The organism is Paenibacillus xylanexedens (genome assembly GCF_001908275.1).
Classification (GTDB): domain Bacteria; phylum Bacillota; class Bacilli; order Paenibacillales; family Paenibacillaceae; genus Paenibacillus; species Paenibacillus xylanexedens_A.
Genome location: NZ_CP018620.1, coordinates 3,575,111 through 3,597,640, shown reverse-complemented (window position 1 = coordinate 3,597,640; position 22,530 = coordinate 3,575,111). Strand labels below are relative to the sequence as shown.

At 45.8% G+C, this 22,530-nt stretch carries 23 protein-coding genes; 2 read left to right on the top strand and 21 right to left on the bottom strand.

What is annotated here, in order from left to right; translation table 11 throughout:
* Positions 1–25: 25 nt before the first annotated feature.
* The 6 genes from BS614_RS16225 to BS614_RS16200 all read right to left on the bottom strand — a co-directional run bounded on the left by BS614_RS16225 (position 26) and on the right by BS614_RS16200 (position 7,508).
* Positions 26–1,066, bottom strand: a complete 1,041-nt coding sequence (locus BS614_RS16225; protein ID WP_074094716.1) for a sensor histidine kinase — start codon at positions 1,064–1,066, stop codon at positions 26–28.
* The gene (locus BS614_RS16220) at positions 1,063–1,767 is read right to left on the bottom strand and encodes a response regulator transcription factor (protein WP_074094715.1); all 705 of its coding nucleotides are present in this window, start codon (positions 1,765–1,767) and stop codon (positions 1,063–1,065) included. Before BS614_RS16220 ends, BS614_RS16225 begins: the two co-directional genes overlap by 4 nt.
* A 77-nt stretch (positions 1,768–1,844) precedes the next feature.
* On the bottom strand, positions 1,845–2,378 hold the full coding sequence (locus BS614_RS16215) for a hypothetical protein (protein WP_074094714.1): 534 nt from the start codon (positions 2,376–2,378) through the stop codon (positions 1,845–1,847).
* A gap of 166 nt (positions 2,379–2,544) precedes the next feature.
* Complete coding sequence (locus BS614_RS16210; protein ID WP_074094713.1) at positions 2,545–5,094, bottom strand: beta-mannosidase; 2,550 nt, start codon at positions 5,092–5,094, stop codon at positions 2,545–2,547.
* A gap of 246 nt (positions 5,095–5,340) precedes the next feature.
* Positions 5,341–6,372: a LacI family DNA-binding transcriptional regulator gene (locus tag BS614_RS16205; RefSeq protein WP_074094712.1), complete on the bottom strand. Its 1,032-nt coding sequence runs from the start codon at positions 6,370–6,372 to the stop codon at positions 5,341–5,343.
* 188 nt (positions 6,373–6,560) lie between these two features.
* Entirely contained in the window at positions 6,561–7,508 is a 948-nt protein-coding gene (locus BS614_RS16200; RefSeq protein ID WP_074094711.1) for a DMT family transporter, read from the bottom strand.
* 165 nt (positions 7,509–7,673) lie between these two features.
* Here BS614_RS16200 and BS614_RS16195 point away from each other — a divergent pair, with 165 nt between their 5' ends.
* Positions 7,674–8,549 (top strand): LysR family transcriptional regulator, encoded by an 876-nt coding sequence (locus BS614_RS16195; protein ID WP_074096866.1) that lies wholly within the window; start codon positions 7,674–7,676, stop codon positions 8,547–8,549.
* 40 nt (positions 8,550–8,589) lie between these two features.
* Here BS614_RS16195 and BS614_RS16190 read toward each other — a convergent pair whose 3' ends face one another.
* From BS614_RS16190 to BS614_RS16165, 6 genes are all read right to left on the bottom strand, one after another.
* Positions 8,590–8,787 (bottom strand): hypothetical protein, encoded by a 198-nt coding sequence (locus tag BS614_RS16190; protein WP_074094710.1) that lies wholly within the window; start codon positions 8,785–8,787, stop codon positions 8,590–8,592.
* A gap of 29 nt (positions 8,788–8,816) precedes the next feature.
* On the bottom strand, positions 8,817–9,299 hold the full coding sequence (locus BS614_RS16185; protein WP_074094709.1) for a tetratricopeptide repeat protein: 483 nt from the start codon (positions 9,297–9,299) through the stop codon (positions 8,817–8,819).
* Between the two features lie 196 nt (positions 9,300–9,495).
* On the bottom strand, positions 9,496–10,353 hold the full coding sequence (cyoE, locus tag BS614_RS16180; RefSeq protein WP_074094708.1) for a heme o synthase: 858 nt from the start codon (positions 10,351–10,353) through the stop codon (positions 9,496–9,498).
* Between the two features lie 156 nt (positions 10,354–10,509).
* Positions 10,510–11,076, bottom strand: coding sequence for a hypothetical protein (locus BS614_RS16175; RefSeq protein WP_083669781.1), 567 nt, complete (start codon positions 11,074–11,076; stop codon positions 10,510–10,512).
* A gap of 836 nt (positions 11,077–11,912) precedes the next feature.
* Entirely contained in the window at positions 11,913–13,031 is a 1,119-nt protein-coding gene (locus BS614_RS16170) for an IS110 family RNA-guided transposase (protein ID WP_074092907.1), read from the bottom strand.
* 241 nt (positions 13,032–13,272) lie between these two features.
* On the bottom strand, positions 13,273–13,626 hold the full coding sequence (locus BS614_RS16165) for a DUF3243 domain-containing protein (RefSeq protein ID WP_074094707.1): 354 nt from the start codon (positions 13,624–13,626) through the stop codon (positions 13,273–13,275).
* 246 nt (positions 13,627–13,872) lie between these two features.
* On the opposite strand from BS614_RS16165, the gene BS614_RS16160 reads away from it, so the two are divergent.
* On the top strand, positions 13,873–14,082 hold the full coding sequence (locus tag BS614_RS16160) for a hypothetical protein (RefSeq protein WP_074094706.1): 210 nt from the start codon (positions 13,873–13,875) through the stop codon (positions 14,080–14,082).
* A gap of 121 nt (positions 14,083–14,203) precedes the next feature.
* On the opposite strand, the gene BS614_RS16155 is transcribed toward BS614_RS16160, so the two are convergent.
* The 9 genes from BS614_RS16155 to BS614_RS16115 form a co-directional block, all read right to left on the bottom strand.
* Positions 14,204–15,121, bottom strand: coding sequence for an NAD(P)/FAD-dependent oxidoreductase (locus BS614_RS16155; protein ID WP_074094705.1), 918 nt, complete (start codon positions 15,119–15,121; stop codon positions 14,204–14,206).
* 388 nt (positions 15,122–15,509) lie between these two features.
* Positions 15,510–17,141 carry an S-layer homology domain-containing protein gene (locus tag BS614_RS16150; protein WP_244898142.1) on the bottom strand — a complete coding sequence of 544 codons (1,632 nt, stop codon included), beginning with the start codon at positions 17,139–17,141 and terminating at the stop codon, positions 15,510–15,512.
* A gap of 94 nt (positions 17,142–17,235) precedes the next feature.
* Positions 17,236–17,835 carry a nitroreductase family protein gene (locus BS614_RS16145; RefSeq protein WP_074094703.1) on the bottom strand — a complete coding sequence of 200 codons (600 nt, stop codon included), beginning with the start codon at positions 17,833–17,835 and terminating at the stop codon, positions 17,236–17,238.
* A gap of 148 nt (positions 17,836–17,983) precedes the next feature.
* Entirely contained in the window at positions 17,984–18,238 is a 255-nt protein-coding gene (locus tag BS614_RS16140; RefSeq protein ID WP_036609033.1) for a hypothetical protein, read from the bottom strand.
* 135 nt (positions 18,239–18,373) lie between these two features.
* Positions 18,374–19,237, bottom strand: coding sequence for an AraC family transcriptional regulator (locus BS614_RS16135; RefSeq protein ID WP_244898141.1), 864 nt, complete (start codon positions 19,235–19,237; stop codon positions 18,374–18,376).
* A gap of 65 nt (positions 19,238–19,302) precedes the next feature.
* The gene (locus BS614_RS16130) at positions 19,303–19,851 is read right to left on the bottom strand and encodes a glutathione peroxidase (RefSeq protein WP_074094702.1); all 549 of its coding nucleotides are present in this window, start codon (positions 19,849–19,851) and stop codon (positions 19,303–19,305) included.
* A 105-nt stretch (positions 19,852–19,956) separates the two neighbouring features.
* Positions 19,957–20,436: a GyrI-like domain-containing protein gene (locus BS614_RS16125; RefSeq protein WP_074094701.1), complete on the bottom strand. Its 480-nt coding sequence runs from the start codon at positions 20,434–20,436 to the stop codon at positions 19,957–19,959.
* 128 nt (positions 20,437–20,564) lie between these two features.
* Positions 20,565–21,461 (bottom strand): carbohydrate ABC transporter permease, encoded by an 897-nt coding sequence (locus BS614_RS16120; RefSeq protein WP_244898140.1) that lies wholly within the window; start codon positions 21,459–21,461, stop codon positions 20,565–20,567.
* Positions 21,462–21,477: 16 nt separating this feature from the next.
* Positions 21,478–22,359, bottom strand: a complete 882-nt coding sequence (locus tag BS614_RS16115; protein WP_074094700.1) for a carbohydrate ABC transporter permease — start codon at positions 22,357–22,359, stop codon at positions 21,478–21,480.
* Positions 22,360–22,530 lie beyond the last annotated feature (171 nt).

Genomic DNA, 22,530 nt, shown 5'->3' with positions numbered 1-22,530 from the left:
AAATACTACGTTTGATTAACCAAGGTTAACGACTGACGTAGATCGGAAGCGTGAACCAGAAGCAGCTTCCTTCTCCTTTTGTACTCTGAACCCCGATCTCGCCACCATGGAGTTCCACAATTGATTGAGCGATGGCAAGGCCAAGCCCGGCCCCCCCATTACTCTTGCTGCGTGATTTGTCAATTCGATAAAAACGTTCAAATATACGCGAAGTCTCCTCCGCTTCAATGCCTTCCCCTTCATCCGTAACTGAAATTCGTATAAACGGCCCCTTTTCGTCGGCAGCCAGAATGATTTTTCCTTCAACAGGAGAGTATTGAATGGCATTTTGCAGCAAATTGGAAAGGACCCGCTTCATTTGTGCAGGCATCATGACCGCGGCTGGTAATTTATCGGGCAAATCGATTTCAACGTTCAGCGTTTTCTCGGCGAGGTGAAACGAAAAACTCTCCAATGTACTGAGCAGCAACTCATCGACGTGACAAGGCTGAGGGTCAAATACCTCCCCTTGCGCTTCCAGGCTGGATAATTCAAACAAGTCTTGAATAAGCCCTCCCAAACGCTTCGTCTCAAGTCGTATCGTGTTCAGGTAACGTTGAAAGGTTTCTTTATCCTTAATGACATCATCCTCCAACGCTTCGACGAATGACTGAATAGATGCCAAGGGAGTCCGTAAATCATGGGATACATTGGCGATCAACTCTCGTCTCGCGGTTTCTGAGTGATGCAGATGATCAAAGCTTTCCTTCAGCTTGGAACTCATTTCATTAAATTGCTGTGCCAGAAGCTTAAATTCCTGCGTACCGATGAGAGGGACTTCCGTATGGAAATCCCCTTCGGCAATTCGTATAGTCTGCTGTGTAATACGCGCAATTGATTTCTCTAATGGCTTAGTCAGCAAATATTGAAGAATAAACGAAAGTAAGCCTACCCCTGCCGTTATAGCCGATAACCAATACAATTGTTCAATCGTAAGCAGCATTTTGGAATAACTGATGAACAAACAAATTAATAATACGCCAATGCCTGTGAGACTGGACAACACCAAGTATGTGCGAAGTTTCATGAACTACCACCCGCAAACTTGTAGCCTATACCCCAAACTGTTTTAATATATTTTGGATCAGAAGGATTCTGTTCGATCTTCTCTCGTAGTCTCCGAACATGTACAGTCACCGTTGTTGTATCTCCCTCATAGCTAAAATCCCAAATCTTGCTTAACATCTGATTACGGGAGAACACCTGACCCGGGTGACTTGCCAGCAAATACAACATCTCAAACTCTGTAACGGTCAATTCAATGGCCTGCCCGCTAATGTGCACTTCACGCTTGGTAAAATCAATGGTAAGCCCTTCATAATTGATCGTATATTCAGATGTTGTAACAGGTGATGCCTGCGCAGTTCGCATTCTCCGCAGGATTGCCTTCACACGCAAAACAAGTTCTCTCGGACTGAATGGTTTGGTCAGATAATCATCCGCCCCCATCGTCAGTCCCATCAGACGGTCCTGCTCCTCCCCCCGGGCCGTCAGCATTACAATGGGCACATCCTCAGTTTGCCGAATCTCGTTGCAAACTTCCCAACCATTCTTATGTGGCATCATCAGGTCGAGCACAATCAAGCTTGGCGTTTGGCTGTGCCACAGCTCAATAGCCTCCAAACCGTCCTTAGCCGTCACGACAAGATAACCTTCCCGTTCCAGATACCTGCGACAAACGTCCGTAATATTTGTATCATCATCGGCAACCAGTACACATTCATTCAAACGAACCCACCCCATATTCCAGAAAATACATTTGAGCCAATCATATCATATGGTGATGGCAATGCTTAGCCCTTAAATTACTTCATTCCCATGGCGGGCATCATGTATTGTTTAATTACAGACTCAGCCGCATACGAATTCCCTTCATGGATGACAGGCATCGATTTCAAGTTAACTTGCATACCGTCTACCATGATTTTTTTCGATCCAATCCACAATTTAATCGTTTTCCCCGCAGGCATCATCGTTTCTTCCATCATGGTGTCGTCTTTCATCTTCATGTCGTCTTCCACCATGGTGTCGTCTTTCATCTTCATGTCGTCTTCCATCATTTTGTCATCTTTCATCTTCATGTCGTCTTCCATCATGTTGTCGTCTTTCATCATCTTGTCGTCCATTTTGCCCATATACATCAGAGTTACAGATCTATCCTTGCTGTCCCACATAATGCTGTAATCATACATTTTCGCCGCCTGTCTCAATTGAACAAGCTCCATGCCATCCTTTTTAATCGTTTTCATATCTGCAGCACTTGCCAATCCAGAAAAGGCAATAGACATCATCAATACCGCTGCTACCATCACTTTTTTGCTCTTATTTGTTTTCATCATTCTTATCACTCTCCATTCGTTTATTACTTACATGGATTACAATAAGCAAGACAGCTTACGATTCTCTAAGCGAAGTATTACGAAACCATTACGATATATAAATGGAGTCAGGTTTCAATAAAAAAACGGTTGAAATCTCTCTTACGAGAGACTCCAACCGTTTCTTCTAGGTCAAACGAATAAAATCAATCATGGATCGAACCTCGATCGGCCCCGGATTTGATATCACATCATTAGACTGCAATCCCTCTCTGGAAGTGAACTGCACCTTCACCGGAATGCCAGGAATCAAGTCGAAGAAGTTATCCGAGAAGACACCCTCCACATCCGAAGATAGCCATACCTGTTTAGCAAGCACGTCACTTTCCAGTACCAGATGAACGCCGTTCTCATCCGCTCCTCCGCTTACATTGATGTTTGCAGGCTGCAGAGCAAGGTCTTTGGACGGTACAAAATAGTGTTCCTGTACGATATTCGCCGCACCTTCCTGTTTCAGATCCAGGCGCAGCAGCGTGTTAGCTGTATCATGACCTTCAAGCCATTCCACGTTACGTAATGACAGCACTCGATCACCTGTATTAGATGCCAAGGTCACGTCATGTGTTTCATCACGATGCACCGTTCCATCGAACCCGAGCAAACGAATCTGTAACTGCCCTTTTACAGGTTGTAATTGATCCGAGATGATATATATATCTGTTGTATCTTCTTTTGTTCCATCTACCGATACCAACACATCGCTGAAGCTGCGTTTCGCATAATATTGCAATGCTTTCCAACGACCAAGGTAGTCCATACCTGCCCATGAAGCCACCGGCCAGCAGTCATTCATTTGCCAGTAAAGTGTGCCCATACAGAATGGTTTGCGGCGACGGTGCGCTTCAATGGCTGTCTTCATTGCTTCCGCCTGAAGCACCTGGCTCATATACAGGAACGATGGGAAGTCCTTCGATTCATGCATGTACATATCCATGTACTGTTTGATCAGACGATTACCTGCCCCATTCTTTTGATGAGCCAGCATGACTTCCGACTCCAGAGCCAGATCCTCTTCTTCTGCGTAAGTGCGTACTGACTTGTACTCCGGGAAAGACTGGAATCCGTATTCACTCATGAAACGACCCACATGTACGTTGTAGTTCTCGAATGGTTCTACATTGTGCCACACGCCCCAGTAGTGGATATCCCCTTCAGCTGTGGATGGGTGCGCATGCTGCGTCTCATCCCCTGTCAGGGATACCAGTGGTGAGGAAGGCCAGTAATCCACACCTGGCGCATACGCTTCAACGACTTCTGGCAGCAAATCATGGAAGATGGCTTCGTAATCGGCCCAGATGCTTTCACGCTGCTCGGCAGTAAATTCCTTTTTCCAACCCCAGCCACCATTCTCAACATAGTGAGCCCAAGCCGAATCAATCTCGTTGTTCCCACACCAGAGTGCAATACTTGGATGGTTGCGCAGACGTTTCACATTATCAATCGCCTCATGTCTCACACTGTTCAGGAACGCTTCATCTCCTGGATACATGCTGCATGCAAACATGAAGTCTTGCCATACCAGGATTCCGTATTCATCACATAGTTCGTAGAACACATCCTGCTCATAGATTCCGCCACCCCACACGCGCAGCATATTCATATTGGACTCGGCTGCGGATACGATCTCATGACGATAACGTTCATGGGTAATTTCGGTGATGAAGCTATCATTCGGAATGTGGTTGGCCCCTTTGGCAAAGACCGCAACACCGTTTAGTTCAAAATAAAAGGATGCTCCTGCCTCATCTTTGTCACGTACCAGCCGAATGGAACGAAGCCCAGTCTTCACTGTAGATTCAGCCACAGCTCGCTCACCTTGAAGCACTTCGGTAAGGAAGGTGTACATATGCGGATCACCAAGCCCACGGCTCCACCACAGTTTTGGTTCATCAATGGAGATTGGAATCTCCACAGTCTGAGTTCCAGGTTGTAGCGATACGGATCTTTCCCATCTCTGTCCATCTGCGCCGATACGAATAATCGTATCTACCGCTTGGGATGTCTCGACTTCCACAACAGCCGTTAATGAAGCTGAGGTAGCGCTTACTTCATTTTGCTGGATATACACATCATTGATTCGTACCTGTGTCCAGCCTTCAAGACGTGCTTCACGCCAGATCCCACTGGTTACAAAACGTGGACCCCAGTCCCAACCATAGTGATACGGGGCTTTACGTGCAAAAATACTTACTCTTTTGTCGCCAAGTCCGCCAACATCGGACTGATCATTGGATGCCGGTAATGCATATCCGAGCTTCTCCAGCTTAGGCAGATCTTCCTGAATTGGAGACCGAAAACGTATTCGGAGAATGTTCCCGTTCCCCTTCAATACAGCCTTTACATCTGCCTTCCATACTCGGAACATATTATCTGCTGATAACACATGCACCTCATTCACATACACATCCGCATATGTATCCAGACCATCAAATACCAGTTCCAGATGTTCCTGAGAGAACAACGTTTCGGCAACGTCAAATTCCGTCTGATATTCCCAATCTATCTTATCAATCCATTGTACTTCCTTCTCGTTTGTTCCATAAAAAGGATCTGGAATCTTGCCCAGCTTCAGCAAATCTGTATGCACACAGCCGGGCACCTGAGCCGGCATCCACTCTTGATCTTCGCAAGCCTTGAACGTCCAATTCTGAAAAACATGTGATTGTATTGTGCTCATGACAGCCTCCATTGTTGTTAGAGTTGGTAAATATTATTTTGTTAGGTTTTGTTATTATAAAAACAAATAACTTACAAAACAAAATTAACACGATATGCTTCATGTAGTCAATCTGTTTTGTAATTTAATTTGTTAAATGGTTTCTGCATATCAAAAAGACATGAAGCTCTAACCTCTCCATGTCTTTCACCTCATTTCATTTACCCGTATGACATTGTTAAAATGAGCCCGTAAATTCATATCCCATTACAGTATACTCGCGTTATATTCATCACGAATAATTAATTCCGAATAGATCAGCTTGCGTTCATAAGGTTCATCCAGGTGTTTGATCCGCCACAATAGCTGATCTACTGCTCTTGTTCCCAGATTCTCTTTGTTAATATGTACCGAAGCAAGAATGGGTTCATCCGTCTGCGTATTGTCAAATCCGGTTACGGCACAGCGTTCGGGCACCTGAATGCCTCGACTTTGGAGTGCCTGAATGACAATGACAGCTGTATGATCATTTGCGCACACAATAACTTCAGGGATATCCTCCAGCTCCATTTCAGCAATGGATTTCCGGATCTGATCATACTCTGGTCCCAGCAAGCCTTCTTGCTGTTTCCCCTCCAACTGTTTCTCTTCCAGCACCGTACGATATCCAAGCCAGCGTTCTCTAAAACTTGCCGCATCGGGCAGTTGCCCGGCAAACTGGAATCTTCTATACCCTTTTCCAACGAGCATGAGAACCAGTTCTTTCATACATTTCATATTGTCCGTAAAAACCGAGTCTGCGTATATGGCAGGGTCTTCATGATCCACCATGACAAGCGGAATACGCAGTCTGTAAATCTCCAGCAATACCGATGTCGAGATGGTGCCCACGGTAATGACTCCGCTGATTGCTTCGGGATTAAGGACCGAGAACATCCGATCTGAAGAGGGTTCTGTCAGCGTTAAAATATCCATCCCCTTCTCATTCAATCTCTCAGAAATGCCATCAAACACAGGCCCCCAGTATAAGGAAGCTCGATTCTGAGAACGAATGTTGGGAAACAAAATCAATATGGTACCTTGTCGCTCCGCTTCTGGCTTCATCTCCGTTGATATCTGTGTCTCGCCCGGATAACGCTTAGGCTCAGTTCTGAAATACCCAAGCTGCCCCGCTGTTCTGACAATCATCTCGCGTGTATGCTCACTCACACCAGGCTTGCCCGTCAGCGCACGGGAGACTGCGAATTTGGACACCCCCGCAGCATCCGCAATTTGCTGCATCGTTACTCTTTTGGCCATCCTACTCACCCGTTTTTCCTAATTTTCCATTCAGTGTAGCATAAAAAACAAAAATCAACAAAACAAGGTTATGTTATTCTATTTTTGTTAGGTAGTTGTTTATCTGTTTCACAAGGTGTAGGACATAACCAAAAAAGGCCCTCTCCCCACCTTCATAGAAGATGACGAAAGGACCCTTTGTCCGCCAATTATACGCCTGGTGCTCCCTGATCGCCGAGTTCCGACTGTAAAACCGAGCGTTTTCTGCGCCAGAAGATAGGCTGTGGAAGTTTGATCTCTGTGATCAGAACACCAACCAACATCAAAGCTGCTCCCGCATACCCTTGCAACGTTAGCGATTCCCCTTGAAAGGTAAATGCAAAGGCTGCTGCAAACAGTGGTTCGAGTGAAAAAATCAGACTTGTTCTTGTGGGAGAGGCATGACGCTGCGCGAGTGTCTGCAGAATATACCCCAAGCCGCTACACAAAACACCTAACCCGAGAATGGCTGCCCAGGATTCAGCCGTATCGGGCATACGTGGCGTTTCCAGCATAAATGTAGCTGCAATTCCCCACATCGCTGCAACACCTAATTGAACTGTCCCCAAAGTTAGTGGATCATGCTTCGGTGTGAACTTGCCAGCAATCATTATATAGATGGCATACACAAGTGCTGCTAGTATGCAGAGAATATCTCCCGTGTGCAGACTAAGCTCATGTTGAAGCGTCAACAAGCCAAGCCCGGTAACGGCAACCAGGATACTGAGCGTCAATCGTTTGTCCGGCATACGATGATGCTGGATCGTCGTCAGGATCGGTACAAAAATAACAGCCAAACTTATCAAGAATCCCGCTTGGGATGTCGTTGTTCGTTGCACACCATAGGTGATGAATACAAATGCAGCGAATAAAGCTGTCCCCATAATAGCGCCTGCCACAAGTGTTCTGCGATCCATGTTAAACAACCGCCGATGAAAAAGAAGCCCTGCCGCAATAAAGGCAATTCCAAAACGAAATGCGACCAGATTCAATTCTTGCATGGACTCCAGGCCCGATTTCATAAACAGATAGGAAGATCCCCATATAACCGTTGCGAGCAGCATCTGTATGTCCGCTCTTCTTGTTGTCTGACCTTGATTAACCTGTACACCATTCATCTTGCTTCAACCTTCATTCTATGTATTCTGAGCTGTGTGATCGTGCGTCAAACTAACTCGCCTTGGCAAGTATAAACGATCTCTTTGCATTATAAAAATGAATATTTATAATGGATTATATGAAATAAATTCATGCATCAAAAATGGAAAGGAACGGAACCATTCATGTCACTGATCAAATACGAAATATTGAATACCGTTGTGGAATATGGCAGTCTCACCAAAGCGGCAGAAGCGTTGAACATCACCCAATCCGCAGTCAGCCATGCCATCGCCAGTCTGGAGACAGAATGTGGTTTTTCCCTGCTCCATCGCAGCCGCTCCGGTGTACGGGTTACCGCTGAAGGGGAACGCATTCTGGGATACACACGTGAGATTCTGCGCTGGACGGAACTCATGAACCAGGAAATCTCCCTCATTCGCGGCGCTGAGATTGGTACGGTGCGTATTGGTACCTTCGCAAGTGTCTCCACACAATGGTTGCCGGGCATCCTGAAACAATTTCGCCTGCGTCATCCCGGAATTGAGATTAAGCTGTGGGAAGGCGATTATGCTGAGATTGAGGGCTGGCTAGCTGGAGGTGCCATCGATCTCGGATTTCTATCCCTCGGCGATTCATCACCTTTTGAGACGATCCCATTACAAAAAGACAGGATGATGTGCATCCTGCCTCTGGATCATCCTCTCGCCTCAGAGGAGTCTGTTTCGTTTGATGTTTTACTGGAACAACCCTTTATTCTGCCCAAGTGGGGTGGAGATAACGAGATTGAACGACTGATCCGGCAGCATGCGGCCAAGCTCAATGTCGTCTATGAAGTAGCCGAGGATCAAGCCATTATGGCGATGGTCCGTAATGGCCTCGGTATCAGCTTGCTTCCGGAAATGGTTCTTCAAAATCATACCCATGCACTCGCGCTCGTTCCACTCTCTGGAGATCCTTATCGTACGATTGGCATGGCCTGCCCATCTTTGGGCAATCTATCGCCAGCTACGCGACGTTTTATAGAAGAGGTGCAACAGTGGCTCGGCCAGGTAATGTAAATTTGGAGAACTCACTACCTGTCGTCATGATCGACTTTTTCTATCCATTACTCACAAATTGGATAACACCAAAAGTTAGCAGCAGTACAGATATAATCGCAATCGTGATGCCAAAACCAATCAGGAAGCGCACGCCAGGTGAGCGTTTGCCCTGCTGGCTATCTCCCAGGTTATCCAGCTTTTTCTCAATTTGATCCAACCTTTCATTTACCTGTTTCAGATCTTGATTGGAGTTCATTCATCCATCCCCTTTTCTGTGTATTCGATCTATTCCCACACCCGGTCGAGCTGATCTGCGTAGTAACGGATGGCTCTGTTATAGTCATTGATTCTCTTGTCACTTGATGTGTCCGCGAGTTGCACGAGTAGTCTTTGCATCGCTTCTGCATGTTCACCCAGATTGTAGAGCACCATGGCATAGAAAACTTCAAATTCCCGGTACGCCGAGAATTCTTTCATCCCCTTTTCAAACCAAACCTTCGCCTGCTCATACTGCCCAAGCGTTCGATATGTGCTGCCCAGCCCGAGTATCGCCCCTGCTCTGTCCTCACCAGAAAGACCAAGACTTAGTGCCTTCTCATAATGCGGGACAGCTTCCCGCTCCAATCCAAGCGAATCATGTGCCCAAGCCAGCTGATACCAGACATTCGCATTCTCGGGTTCCTGGACTGTAATCTCTTGCAGTAGTTCAATCGCTTCCTGCACCTTGCCTTCTTGTCTCCATCGCACGGCCTGTTCCAAATTACTCATGCTGTCACTTCCCATCTTGCATTATAAATTCCACTTATATGATTCAATTGTTTTATTATACCAAAAAAGCACCCTAGAGAATATGTTGTAACAACTCAAGGTTGTCCAAACGCTATTCCATCGTGTGCTTTTTCATTCGATGCAGCCAGCTAGCTTAAGCTAAAATCTCTCTGAAAATGATCTGTTCATCACCTAATTAAGACCATACCGTATTCGCTACCATGACAATAAATACGAGCATCAAATAGTTCACCGAGATCAGAAAGTTCACTTTTGCCCACTTCTCATCATCTTGTGTCTTCAGTCCGCTAAGTGTATGCACAAACCAGATCAGTCCACCGACCAAAGATACAATCAGAAATACCAGACCTACGTAGTTGTAATAATACAACAGGAATACGGCAGGAAGCAGCAGAAAAACATAAGGAATCATCTGAAACTTGGTGCGTTTCACCCCTTTAACCACTGGCAACAACGGGAAGCCCGCAGCACGATACTCCTCTACCCGGCGAATACCCAATGACCAGAAGTGTGGTGGTTGCCACAAGAATAATAGTGCAAAAAGCAACCAGGCACCTGCATCAATCTCATTGGTTACAGACGTATAACCGATGACAGGCGGCATCGCTCCCGCAATTCCACCCAGCGACGTGCTCCACGTTGAACTGCGTTTCAACCACATCGTGTAAATCACGATGTAAGCGAACCACCCAAGCAGTGCCATCCACCCTGATAACGGATTCACCAGGAAAAATAGTACTGCTAGTCCCACAACACCAAGGATAATGCCATAGCCAAGTACAAACCCTGGCTTCAGATGGTTAATGTAATCCATCCTTTTTTTGGTGCGCTCCATCTTTTGGTCCAATTCACGATCCCAATAATTGTTGATAACACAAGCTGAAGCAATAACCAAAGTTGATCCAATCACGACCATGAGAAGAGATAACCAGTTGATATCCCATTTTGAAGCTACCCAGAATCCTACCGCCACCGCAAACACATTTAACCTTAGAAGTCCGGGCTTAGTTAATGCAATCATGTCTTTAAGCATGAGGCTCCTCCTGAACTATGTAAAAACGCCATTCCAATAATGATACATGTACCTACCATTAATTACAATCGCTTTCATGAATTTGTCATAACCAAAAAGCATCCCTCACCGTTCCAATGAACAGGAGGAATGCTGGATGATGAATTTCATCTTATTTTATGGAATGTATTGTTGCACAATTTTAGTCACTTTTCCGTCCTGCACCGTCAGGTGATAAGGGAATACGGAGAGATCAAGAATACGGGTATTCTCATACAACGATTCGAACTTGGATAATGCCACAGGTTCATTCCACTGAATGTCTGCGCCCTGCATCGTACCATCCCGATCATACAACTGCATCAATACTTCAGCATTGGCACTAACCTCAACTTGTTCCTGCTCTTTGCTATCGTTGACAATATAGTAACCATCTGGAGCACCGTCTATACCTGCTTCAGGATTGCGCTGTGCAAAAATCGCATCGGCCTCTTCACCCTGATACCAGCCAATCTTGTCCACTGTCATAAACAATTTGCCGTCTTCTATATGCATACCTTCAACATAGGCTGTAAACATCTCGGAGTTTGCAACTTGAGCTTCTTTCGCAGAAGGTTGTTGAGCGTCCGTACTACCTTGAGCATTCGCAGGGGTAAGTAAATATGTAGTCAGCACAATCATGCCAAGTAAAGCAACAACTGCACCGATCATTCCTAGTTTCCATTGTTTTGTCGCGTTCTTCATAGGTAACATCTCTCCTTAATATGAACGTTACTATTCCTTAACCGGAAGTCTTGCTTCTCAAACGCTCATGTGAACTATCGATTCCAACGTTCTTTCTTTTCCTATCATACTTCGAACAGGGATTATAAAAGTATCAGCCAGATTAAAAATAGTTACAATGTGCGTCATCACTCCTGTCTGTAGTCTCCGTAAACGGCAATAACCCCTGAAGGCATCGCCATTCAGAGGTTATTTACTAGGGTGCGTTTTTTAAACTCAGGCAGGCAAGTGATACGTTGAAGGATGTCTGTGTCCCAAACATCTGAAGTCCAAGCTGCCTAGTCCTGACGAATGGTCCAGATAACTAAGGAATCGAGGACGTCTTATTTGGCCTTCTGGCGCTCCTTTTATTTTGTAAGGAACATGAGACACGTTATTTGCCAGAATTCCCTGAATACAAGCTATTAACGGCTGTTTATACCAATATAGCGTGTATCAGATTCCTTAGATTGCTGCGGGACTTTCAAACCCTTGAATAAGACGTCACAGGTTCGTTGCTATGAACGTTTTTGTCAAGCCCATCACAAAAAGCTGCTTTTCCCCGAAGCCCTAAGCGCGGGAGTCCATATGCGAGCGACGGTTGGCACGCTGCTATCCGTGGGTTGGTTACCACATGGTATGCCTTCGTCAAGGAGAGCTTTTACAAGCTAGCCACGCACGTTCAGCCCATTAAAAGCCTAGTGCAAACGAACCTCGTACATTCTCTCCTGAACCTTCCATGAACTCCCGGGCCTAAGGCTCCGGAGTTTTCCCCTTTTTCCTTTTAAACCATCCGTCTCTTCAAGATGAATAACAGATTACTGAGCGTTCGGTAGCTCCAACGTTCGGGCGACCGCCCAAATGAACCCGGTCAGTTCCCTGGCCACCGCGGTGACCGCGACATTTTTGTGTTTGTTTAATCCATAAACTAAACGGCGGAATTTTCGGTGCAGCCGTTCCTGAGCTTTCCAGGAAATGAGCTGTATGTCCGCAGGCAGACCTTCCAAACGGCGGGCCAAGTCCCCTTTAATCGCAGGCCGATGGCGGTAACTCCATGCCGATTCAATCAAGGTGCGACGCAATCGTCCATTTCCCGCTTTGGTGAGCGAGCCTCGTTGGGTACGGACTCCAGACGAATGCTCACGCGGAACCAGGCCCAAGTAAGCCATGAGCTGAGCAGGGGAACGGAAACGGGCAAAGGAACCAATCTCCGCAGCAAGCGTGACGGCCGTGAGAAATCCAATGCCACGCAGAGACTGTAAAATTTGAATCAAATCGGCTTTAGAGCTGGTCGCCGCCTCTTCAATCAAGGCTTTTTCCAGTCGACCGATGCGTTGCTCGATCTCGTCCATGGCATGAAGGTACTCCGTAAACGCAATCTGCATAGGCGCATTCGGGAAGGTCAGTTGTCCAAGCCATACGCGATATTTTTTCGTCCAGCGACGTTTGATTTGTTCAGGCGGATGGATCTGGTGACGCAATAAAAATTTGAGCACGCGTTGACGAGCCCGGTGAGCATCTTCTTTTGCCGATTCGCGTGCCCGAACCAATTCACGAAGCGCCTCATCTTCACGTGCTGGAACGTAAATCGGCGTAAGCTCGCCTGCACGGAACAGACGTGCCAGTTGCTCGGCATCCCGTCGATCGGTTTTCACGTGATCGCCGGAGCGTTTGGGGATGAGTGAAGGGGCAATGACGACACAATGGGCCCCCATGGATTCGATCCAGCGGTAGGTTTCGTATCCTGTAGGACCGGCCTCATAACAAAACGAGAGGGAGCTTGCCGGACCCAATTCTTTGATGAGTTTGCGTAAGGCAGCAGGCGCATGAGCAATGGTGCCGTAATACCGCGGCTTGTCTTGACCCTCGTCAGCAATAGCGACAGAAATTTTTTCTTTGGATACATCTAAACCAATGAATTTTGTGGTAGACTTCATAGGGATAGCTCTCCTTTGCTGTGTAGCTCTGAAATGGTGGTCTTCTTACTGTCCATTTTAACCTACGATGTGCAGCAATATGGAGGGCTATTTTTTGCGGTTACGTTCATCATAGCTAGCGCTCCCTCTATCTGCCCTGATCCAGATATGTTCAAGAGTTACGCTCCAGCTTTTGGCAGGTATTTGGCAGGTTTGAAGACCAGCTCAAAGTATTTCTTATGCTTAGGCATAGATGCTAATCTTAATGATTGGGTGTGGAGCTTTGTGCCAAACGAACGAGCATATGAGCCAACATGTGACGTTCATCTTCCTTGCCGACATTCCACAGCTCCTGAAGTAGTTTTTCTTCACGATTACGAGGTTCCTCCCGAGCTGCCAGATAATCTGCTACTTTCTCGGCAATTTTGGCCATCTGCTCCTCACTTAGTCCAATCGATTCTCCCATGTCAATTCGCTTACCCAGGTATTCTTTGAACGCATCAAAGTTCTGTAGAATCTGTTCTCTTTCTTCCGGCGCAATCTTCTCAATTGCATTGTCCACCTTGTCAGTTGAAACTTGGCCATCTTTATGGATTACATGATTTTCTTCATTCATTTGAATAACCTCCTGCATAATAGTGGTTTATTGGTTTCAAGCTTTAAACTTAATACTCAATGGTTATCTATAATATAAACGTATTGCAGAAGTTTAATCAGTACGTTCAATTCTGTATATATCTTCTATATATGAGCAAGTACACGTTTCAAAAGAACTACAGCGGTTAATCGTTTACATATACGTAACGGTGTTTGGATATGTTAATGAACACCTTATACAATATCGAACCAGGAGGGATTCCCCATGCGTGATAAAACCAAACATGAGAAGACAAACGATGAACTTGAACCAGGAGTGAATACCGTTATCCATCCAGACAAAAATAATCCCGGACCAACCGATATGATCGAAGGCGTGGTTGGTGATATCGTGGACAACATTCGCAAAGATTTCTCCCATGACTCGAAGGACGAGAAGTCTTCTTCCAAATCAACGGATTCATCAGACAAATAAGTGTAATCCTTTTCTCCCTAGCAAAAGATAACTCAAAAAGTCCTCCTGCCACATGCATGGCTTGGGAGGACTTTTTGGTAATGAACAATTGAATAATCAACCTCATATCTGGAGGTGAAATTCATCGTGAATCCTTGGTCATCTGCTGTAACGCCTTATGAATCCAGATCGCGGCAATGGAACCTTCACCCATCGCAACGGTTGCTTGTTCTGCGTGCAGGCCCAGATCCCCGGCAATCCACACATTAGTCGCTGCCTGCAAGCTGCGCGGATCGGCTTCCACATGTTTATTATCTGCGATTACAGCTCCAAGCTGCTCCGCCAGTTCATAGTGTACCCGGTTGCCTCCAAATGCGATAAATCCACGCTCCGACTCAAAAATCTGTCCATCTTCGGTCAGAACACCGGTGATATGGCCATCCTCAATCTGTTGTACTTCCTGAACAGCCGCTTCCAGATAACGAACGCCCGCCTCTTTCATGCTCCGATGCAGCTCTGCAGATATGGGAGCCTGCTCATGATTGATATATAACAGATCATTCGTACGCTGAATTAAAATCATCGCCATATTGGCACCTGGTTCGCCAGATCCCAATAGTACCGTACGTTGATCCTGAATCTCATAACCATCGCAATCAGGGCAGACATACACTGTTCGGCCCAGCGTAGGGGTTAGTCCCGGAATGTCCGGAACTCTATCCGTGAGCCCCGTTGCCAATAACACGGTTTTGCTCCTATATTCAGTTCCTGAAGTACCGAATAATTGAATATGTTCTCCATGACGTCCTGCTTTAACAATACGGTCTTTCTCAAAAGATACACCGGTTCGCTCTGCCTGCATCCTGCCTCGTTCTCTAAGCTCTTCACCGGATACCCCATCGGGGAAACCGAGGATATTATGATAAGTCCGGCACAACGTCGATCTGCCTTCTCCCGCGTCGATCACCAACACCTGATGAGCTGAATAACGTCCAAGCTGAATGGCTGCCTGAAGCCCTGCGAGCCCTCCACCTACAATTATGCAATCAACCTCTCGCATGCTCCTTCTCCTCCTGAACTAATACATTGAACTAAAGAATATTTACACTGGTCACTCCGATGACAGAACAACCTTCCGATCGCTGTTATCCCCAGATTTTTTTAATACCTTTTACAAAGGGTAAATCCGGGGATAAGCGTATGCTTTCGATGCAGCTTTCTTTCAGAAAGCTTTTAGGCGCACGCTTCGCTTCTTCAGGCTTTTTCTGTCCTCTCCGTTATTGTGTAAATGTTTAGCTCAATATATATATATTTTGTCCTTATATACATTAAACCGTTCAGCCAAGCTTAAACGATTCCTCATATTGCTTATCTTATACCAAAATAAACAGACCCAAACCATCCGCCAGAATCACGGTGAGTTTGGGTCTATAAAGATTCATGATTGCTTAGAAGTTATATGATTCAAATCGCGATGCATTCGAAATGGCGTTCCATACATCCGCTGTTTCGCCGCCCATATACCAGTAAGCCAGTCCAGCAATTTGCCGTTGCTCACTCATTAACACTTTGGCTGATAACGAACGACTGTCCTCTGCCCATATATATCTTGGCTTACCATTACTGTTGTACCCGATAATATATTGAACCAGACTTGCATCCCATCGTCTTACAGATCCCGTAGCATGCGCACGCATTCCCTGGTCTGCCAGTGTAATGTCCCAAGAACTGGTTGCCGGATTCACGGAAGACCAGTCTCGTGTATATAACGGAAGGGCCAAAATTGTTTTGGCACGTACCACCTCGGAGAGCATGGTATCCAAAGCCTTTTCCACCCATGGAAGAGACGCCACTGATCCTGCTTTCGGATCACCGTTCCAGTGTTCCTCGTATCCCATCAGCACCATATAATCGGATACAGCGCCCAGTTTGGCATAATCAAATGCATCCGTCCAATCAGTACCCAGGTCGGGCGAAACGTCCACGGACACTACAGCACCGAGTGCGTGCAACGTAGCCGTCAAAGAGGTCACAAATGCCGTCAGACCTTCACGATCCGCAGGATCAACATTCTCGAAGTCCACATTAATACCGTCCAGTTTATAGGTTTTGACATAAGCGGCTACCTGTGAGATCACTGCAGCTCGGTTGGCCGAACTGGATAACATCTGATGGGTAAGTGCCGAATCCGAACGATTACCGAGCAATGGCCATAGCTGCCTGTCGGTGGCGGATGCCCAAGAGATCAATGCAGGGTCCGCGTGATCTGTTACATTCATACTGCTATTCAGGAAAAACCAGCGTGGGACGAGCGTATTGACCTCAGATTGTTCCACTTGTTTCTTGAATTCAGCTGTAGTGGAGTTATATTGCCAGCCCAGCTGAACGCCAAGTTCATCCCCACGTTGTAACTGCTCAGACCATGTTTTCTTTTGTAAAATGGCATCGAGCATTACGGCTGCTTCTTCTCGCGTTACCTGGTCATGTGGTCGGAACACACCTCCACTTCCCCGCATTAGTCCAAGTTGATATACCGTCTGAACATAAGGACGTGCCCAGTCCGAGATATCTGCTGCGTCGAAATACGTTGAAGATAAGAGCGAGGTCTCTACGGGTTGTTGTTTTAACATTCGCACAAGGAGGGCAGCCGCTTCTTCGCGCGTAATGGAAGCATTAGGCTGGAACGTTCCCTGACCCTTGCCCTCCAGAATAAAAAGATTCGTCATGGCAGCAACGTTGCCGTAATACCAAGCATTCATGCTTATATCCTGATAGGGATTTATATTATTTTTAACGGACTTCAAACCTAGTAATCTCACAGCAAACGTCGCAAATTCTGCACGAGTAACGGCTTTCTTCGGTTCAAACGTAGTCTCTGACGTACCGGCAGCAATGCCTTTTGCCACCAGATGTGTAATGGCATCCTTGGCGTAACTGGTGTGCGTATCCTGAAACTGTTGCTGCACGGTTGCAGCCTGAACAGTAGAGCTGTATCCAGCCACCGATCCAAGTGTTAATAACCAGCATAAAACCATTTTCCATATCCGTTGGTTCGTTATGTCTTTTAATCTATTATTCACATCAAAAAGCCTCGCTTCATTGGATTACGATCAACTATCATCGTATCAAATTGAAGCGAGGCCGTATGTGGTTAAATGTTGGGAAATGCGAAGCTTACTTGTGTACTTTTACGCGCTCTTCAATTGGTTGGAATTCTTTCTCACCCGGTGCTGCCGTTGGTTTACCAAATGGCATCTGAGCGATCAATCTCCAGTTCTCAGGAATGCTCCATTCTTGCTTCACTTTCTCGTCAATCAACGGGTTGTAGTGCTGCAAAGATGCACCCAGACCTTCTTGTTCCAGAGCAGTCCAGATTACCAGTTGCAACATACCGTTGGATTGGTTAGCCCAGATTGGGAAGTTATCTGCATAAGCTGCAAAATTTTGTTGAAGCTGTGCGATCGCATTGTTATCTTCGAAGAAGAGAACCGTACCATATCCACTGCGGAATCCAGTCATTTTCTCTGCTGTGGATTTGAAGGCTTCTTCATTACCTACCACTTCACGCAAAATTTCTTCTGTGTGATTCCACAATTTATCATGTTGTTCACCGAGCAATACAACGGCACGGGATGTTTGTGAGTTAAAGGAAGTTGGTGTATATTTCACCGCTTCTTCTACGATTTCCTGGATTTTAGCATCCGAAATTGTAGATTCCTTGCTGATTCCATAATAAGATCTTCTGTTTTTCAACGCATCAAAAAAAGTTGTCATTCTTATTCGCCTCCCAAAATTTTTTTTCAATTGCCAACATAGTAACTATAATATAGTAACATACATTAGTCAACAAACTAATTTATTTTCACTAAATATACATTCACCGAAAACATTTCCACAAGTTTGCCCAACACAGCAATTGAAATTATCCTTCGCCCGTCTTTTTACGATAATCCGCCCGGTATTTCTCTTCCGTAGACGAGTTACTTTTTGTCTGATCTTTATTCTTCTCTTCCTGAGCTTCCATATTCAGATCTTCCATCGGAATTGGATCTACAGTCTGTTCTTCTTCATGTCGGTCAAGCAGACTTTCGTGCTCTGTCTTATATTGTTCAGGATTGTCACGGGATTGTTCCTGTTGGGTATCGTTGTTATTCTGATCCGGTGTGCGCTGTTTCATTCATATTCGCCTCCTCTGGGTTCATTACCTTTCTTTACCTGTTCTGCGTGTCCTCTAAACACAGTGGGATGCATTCTCAAACGAAAATCAACAAAAAAAGCCAACCAGAGAAGCTGGTCAGCTCAAAGACGACTTCTATGATTGGCGATGCAATTGGGTACGGTACAGATCAGGCGAACATCCCACACTTTGTTTGAACATGCGACTAAAATGCGAAAGGCGTTTGAAACCGGACAATCGACTTGCTTCTGTCACGGTGATCTCAGGCTGAAACTGAAACAAAAGCTTCGCCTGATTGATACGACGGTCATACAGGTATTTGAATATCGTCAAACCTGTCATTTCCTTAAACATGCCTGCCAGATATGGCTTGGACAGATGTAATTCCAGTGCCAGATCATCCAGACCAATGTCCTTCATATAATGGGTATCCACATAACGAATGATGTGTTGGACATGCCGCTCCCTCTCCGATGAGGGAAGTTGTTCCTGGACATCACCCTGGCAGATCTCTGCTACAAAATACAACAGATCACACAGTCTGACATTCATTCGCTCTTGCCTGAAAATGCTCTGACTTTGAGACAGACGATGAAGATCATGCAATAGAGCTTCGAATTCAGAGCGGTTATCTCCCTTCAGATTGACCCGGCAATTTCTGAGTTCTTCAAATGGTCTCAGGACCTCAGCCATACGGTCCGGATGCAGGCTGCTGCGGATTGCAGACGGATCAAAATGCAGTGTGCTTCGCTCATAAGCACTACCTGGCTTCGGATGTGGTCGATGAAGAGTCAAGCCATGCATTAACACCAGATCACCCGGCTCCAGGTTATATACCCGGTCTCCTATGATGTAGGTACATTCTCCATCATGAAAATAATAAATCTCATAATGTGGATGTGAGTGGAATCCATCTGACTTGCCTGGGTTAAATATGCTGGTGGATCGGTAACTATACTCCAGTGAAGCACTAAATTGCATCATGCTCGGCACATTCATGCACCTCCTGTTCGGAAGAGGGAAACGATTTGTGTCATGCCCCTGTAGGATATATGAAAGTGAAATTATAGAAGCTGTTTAATACTCTCTTGAATCTCGTCGATGGAGTCGATAGGTTCGAAGCGTCTGACCACACGCCCCTCTGCATCAATCAGGAATTTCGTGAAATTCCATTTGATTGCATCGCCGTGTAACCATTCTGGTGCCTTCTCAGCCACCATTAATTTCAATAATTTGGCCTGTATATCTGTTTCATCAAAGCCAGTAAAAGGCCCTGATCTTTTCAAAAATTCGTAGAGCGGGTGCGCCGCTTCTCCATTCACATCCAGTTTGGAGAACATCGGAAATTTCACACCATAGTTAATCTGACAAAAGGATTCCGCTTCCGAACTGCTTCCAGGCTCTTGCTCTGCAAACTGGTTACACGGGAAACCAATAATCTGAAGTCCTTGATCCTTGTACTGGTCATACAGCTTCTGCATGTCATCAAACTGGTGCGTATATTTACATTTACTTGCGGTGTTTACGATGAGCACAGGTTTTCCTTCATATTGATAGAGCGGGAAACGCTCTCCACTGGTTCTGGTTACGGTAAAGTCGTAGATGGTTGGCATAAGTCTAGTGCACCTCGCGATAGTTATGTAGTCATACAGCATCATATGTCATTGTTAATTATATACGAAGTTTGAACTATTGTATTGCGGAAAGATTGCCGAGATTTACGATTGCAAAGCTACATATATATCAATCTCAATGCTGGTACTTTCCGGTTGATAACGCTCATCCCAAATTTCAAAATCATAATCTTTGGGTTCATGTCCGTTCTCACAGATCCACTGTCCATAGACATAATCGTATGTATCACCAATCTCTGACTCAATCCCTCGATGCGTGGACGTCACATATTGGCTGTCAGGGACGTCATGACTTATCATCTCTAATGGGACATTTTCCAAACTGGTTACTTCATATCCTATTAAATGTGTGAACTTATCAACCTTTGCGTTGAAATCCTCTTTCATCGGATACATCTGCATCAACATGACATTGTCATTTTTTCGATGTTGAATTTCATTTTTTCTCTCAACAAGCTTATGATAGTCGCTCTTGCCCAGACCCGATTCAAACTCTTCTATAGTCGCTTCGATTGAGTATCCTACAATGTGAAAAGCAGGCAAAGTGATGACTTTCATTTCCATAAGAATCTCCTCCAATTGATAAACTCAGATCTTGGATTAATTCTCCCTTTCAACAGATAACCCTTCTGCCGCGAAAATCTCTTCGTTCAGCAAAAGGGTTATTATATGGGATCACAGTGACAGCAGACTCAGCCCTTCACGGCACTTCCGGCCACGCCCTGGATAATATAATGCTGTCCCACCAGGAACACGATGATCATCGGAATAATACCTGCCGTGGCAGCGGCCATCATGCCGTTGTAATCCACATTGTTCTCCAGAATAAAGTTCTGCAGTCCGAGTGGCACGGTGTACAGGTCTTTGTCGATCAGGAACACGAGCGCATTTTCATAGTCATTCCAATGCCATGAGAAATCGATGATCGCCAGGGTAGCCAGCGCTGGCTTCGCCAAGGGCAGAATCAGTCTGAAGAATATGCGCAGATGACCGGCACCATCGATGAACGCGGCTTCCGAGATCTCTGAAGGCACTGATAGGAAGAATTGCCGCAACATAAACACCCCAAAAATCGTGAACATTCCAGGCAGGATCAAGGCCCAATGCGTATTATATATGCCAACCCACTCAAACATCAGAAACTTTGGTACAAAGAGCACCTGCGGTGGCACCATCATCATCGAGAGATAGATCAGGAACAGTGTCTCCCGGCCTTTGAATTGAATCCGTGCGAAGCCATAGGCTGCAAAAGCCGAGAGAAATACAGCTCCGATCGTGCTAATTAGCGATATTTTCAACGAGTTCAGATAATATGTGGCAAAGGTATCCGCTCCACTCCAAACCTTAATATGATGCTCCCAGTTCAGGCTGGAGGGTATCCACTGGATGGGATAGGTGAATACGTCCGCAGGAGATTTGAACGACGTGCTGATCATCCAGATGAACGGCATAACCATCAGCAGGGCAAACCCGGACATCAGAAGTGTCAGTATGATTTTTCGAATCTGGCTCAAGGACTCCATGCGGACTTTAACTTTAGGTGAATGTGGAGCTGTGGGCTTCGCATTCGCGGCAATTTGTTTCTCCATAATGATCCCTCCTCTCCTAGTAGTGAACCCAACGTTTCTGACCAAGCCACTGCAATACAGTGAAGACCATAATGATGGCAAAGAGCGCCCAGCTAATAGCAGCAGCATAGCCCATCTCGTAGTAGCGGAAGGCATTTTGATAAATAAAGAGCGACAGCACGGTTGTACTGTTCCCCGGCCCACCCTGGGTAATCGCTTGAATGATACCAAAGTTTTTGATCGTCATAATCAGCCCAGTGATCAGCAGCAAAAAGGTCGTTGGACTCACAAGCGGCCAGATCACTTGGCGTATCGTCTGCCAAGGACGGGCTCCATCTATCCGTGCAGCCTCAACCAATTCCTCCGGAATTTCCTGCAAAGCGGCCAGATAAATAATCATGTTGTAACCCAACATGAACCAGATCCAGATGATATCAATCGCATACATGGACCATTCGGTTGTTGATAACCAGCCGGGAGGGTTCGTAATACCGATTCCGCGCAAGAAGCCATTAATCGGTCCCGACGTTGGCTGGAACAGAAGCATCCAGACAAAGGCGATGGCAACGCCGCTGGTGATATAGGGCATAAAATAGAGAGCACGCAGCGTTTTTTGCCAATACACCGACTTGTTCAGCGCCACCGCCACGATAAATGCCAACCCCATCGATACCGGAACCGCTAACAGAAATACAAATGTATTTCGCAGCGCCACGCCAAACAGATCATCATTCAACATCCGGCGGATATTGTCCAGCCCTACGAAATTCGTCTCCGGGCTCATGAATTTGTAATCAGTGAACATGAGATAGAACGAATAGACAGCCGGTATAATAAAAAACAACAGCACGCCAATCATATTGGGCCCAATAAAAAGATACCCGAGCCTGCTCTGCCGTTTCATCCAGGATTTATGCATATGCTCCCCCACTCCTTAACATCTGTTCTGGAATTAAGCATAACAAGATGTCCTCTAACATTTAAGGAACATAACCCTGTACCTGATATCACAGATATATGTATTTCGGCAGTGACTTTCGGGAGAGAAATAGCATGGAATTGTTCTATTGTTTATATAGAAAAAACCGCC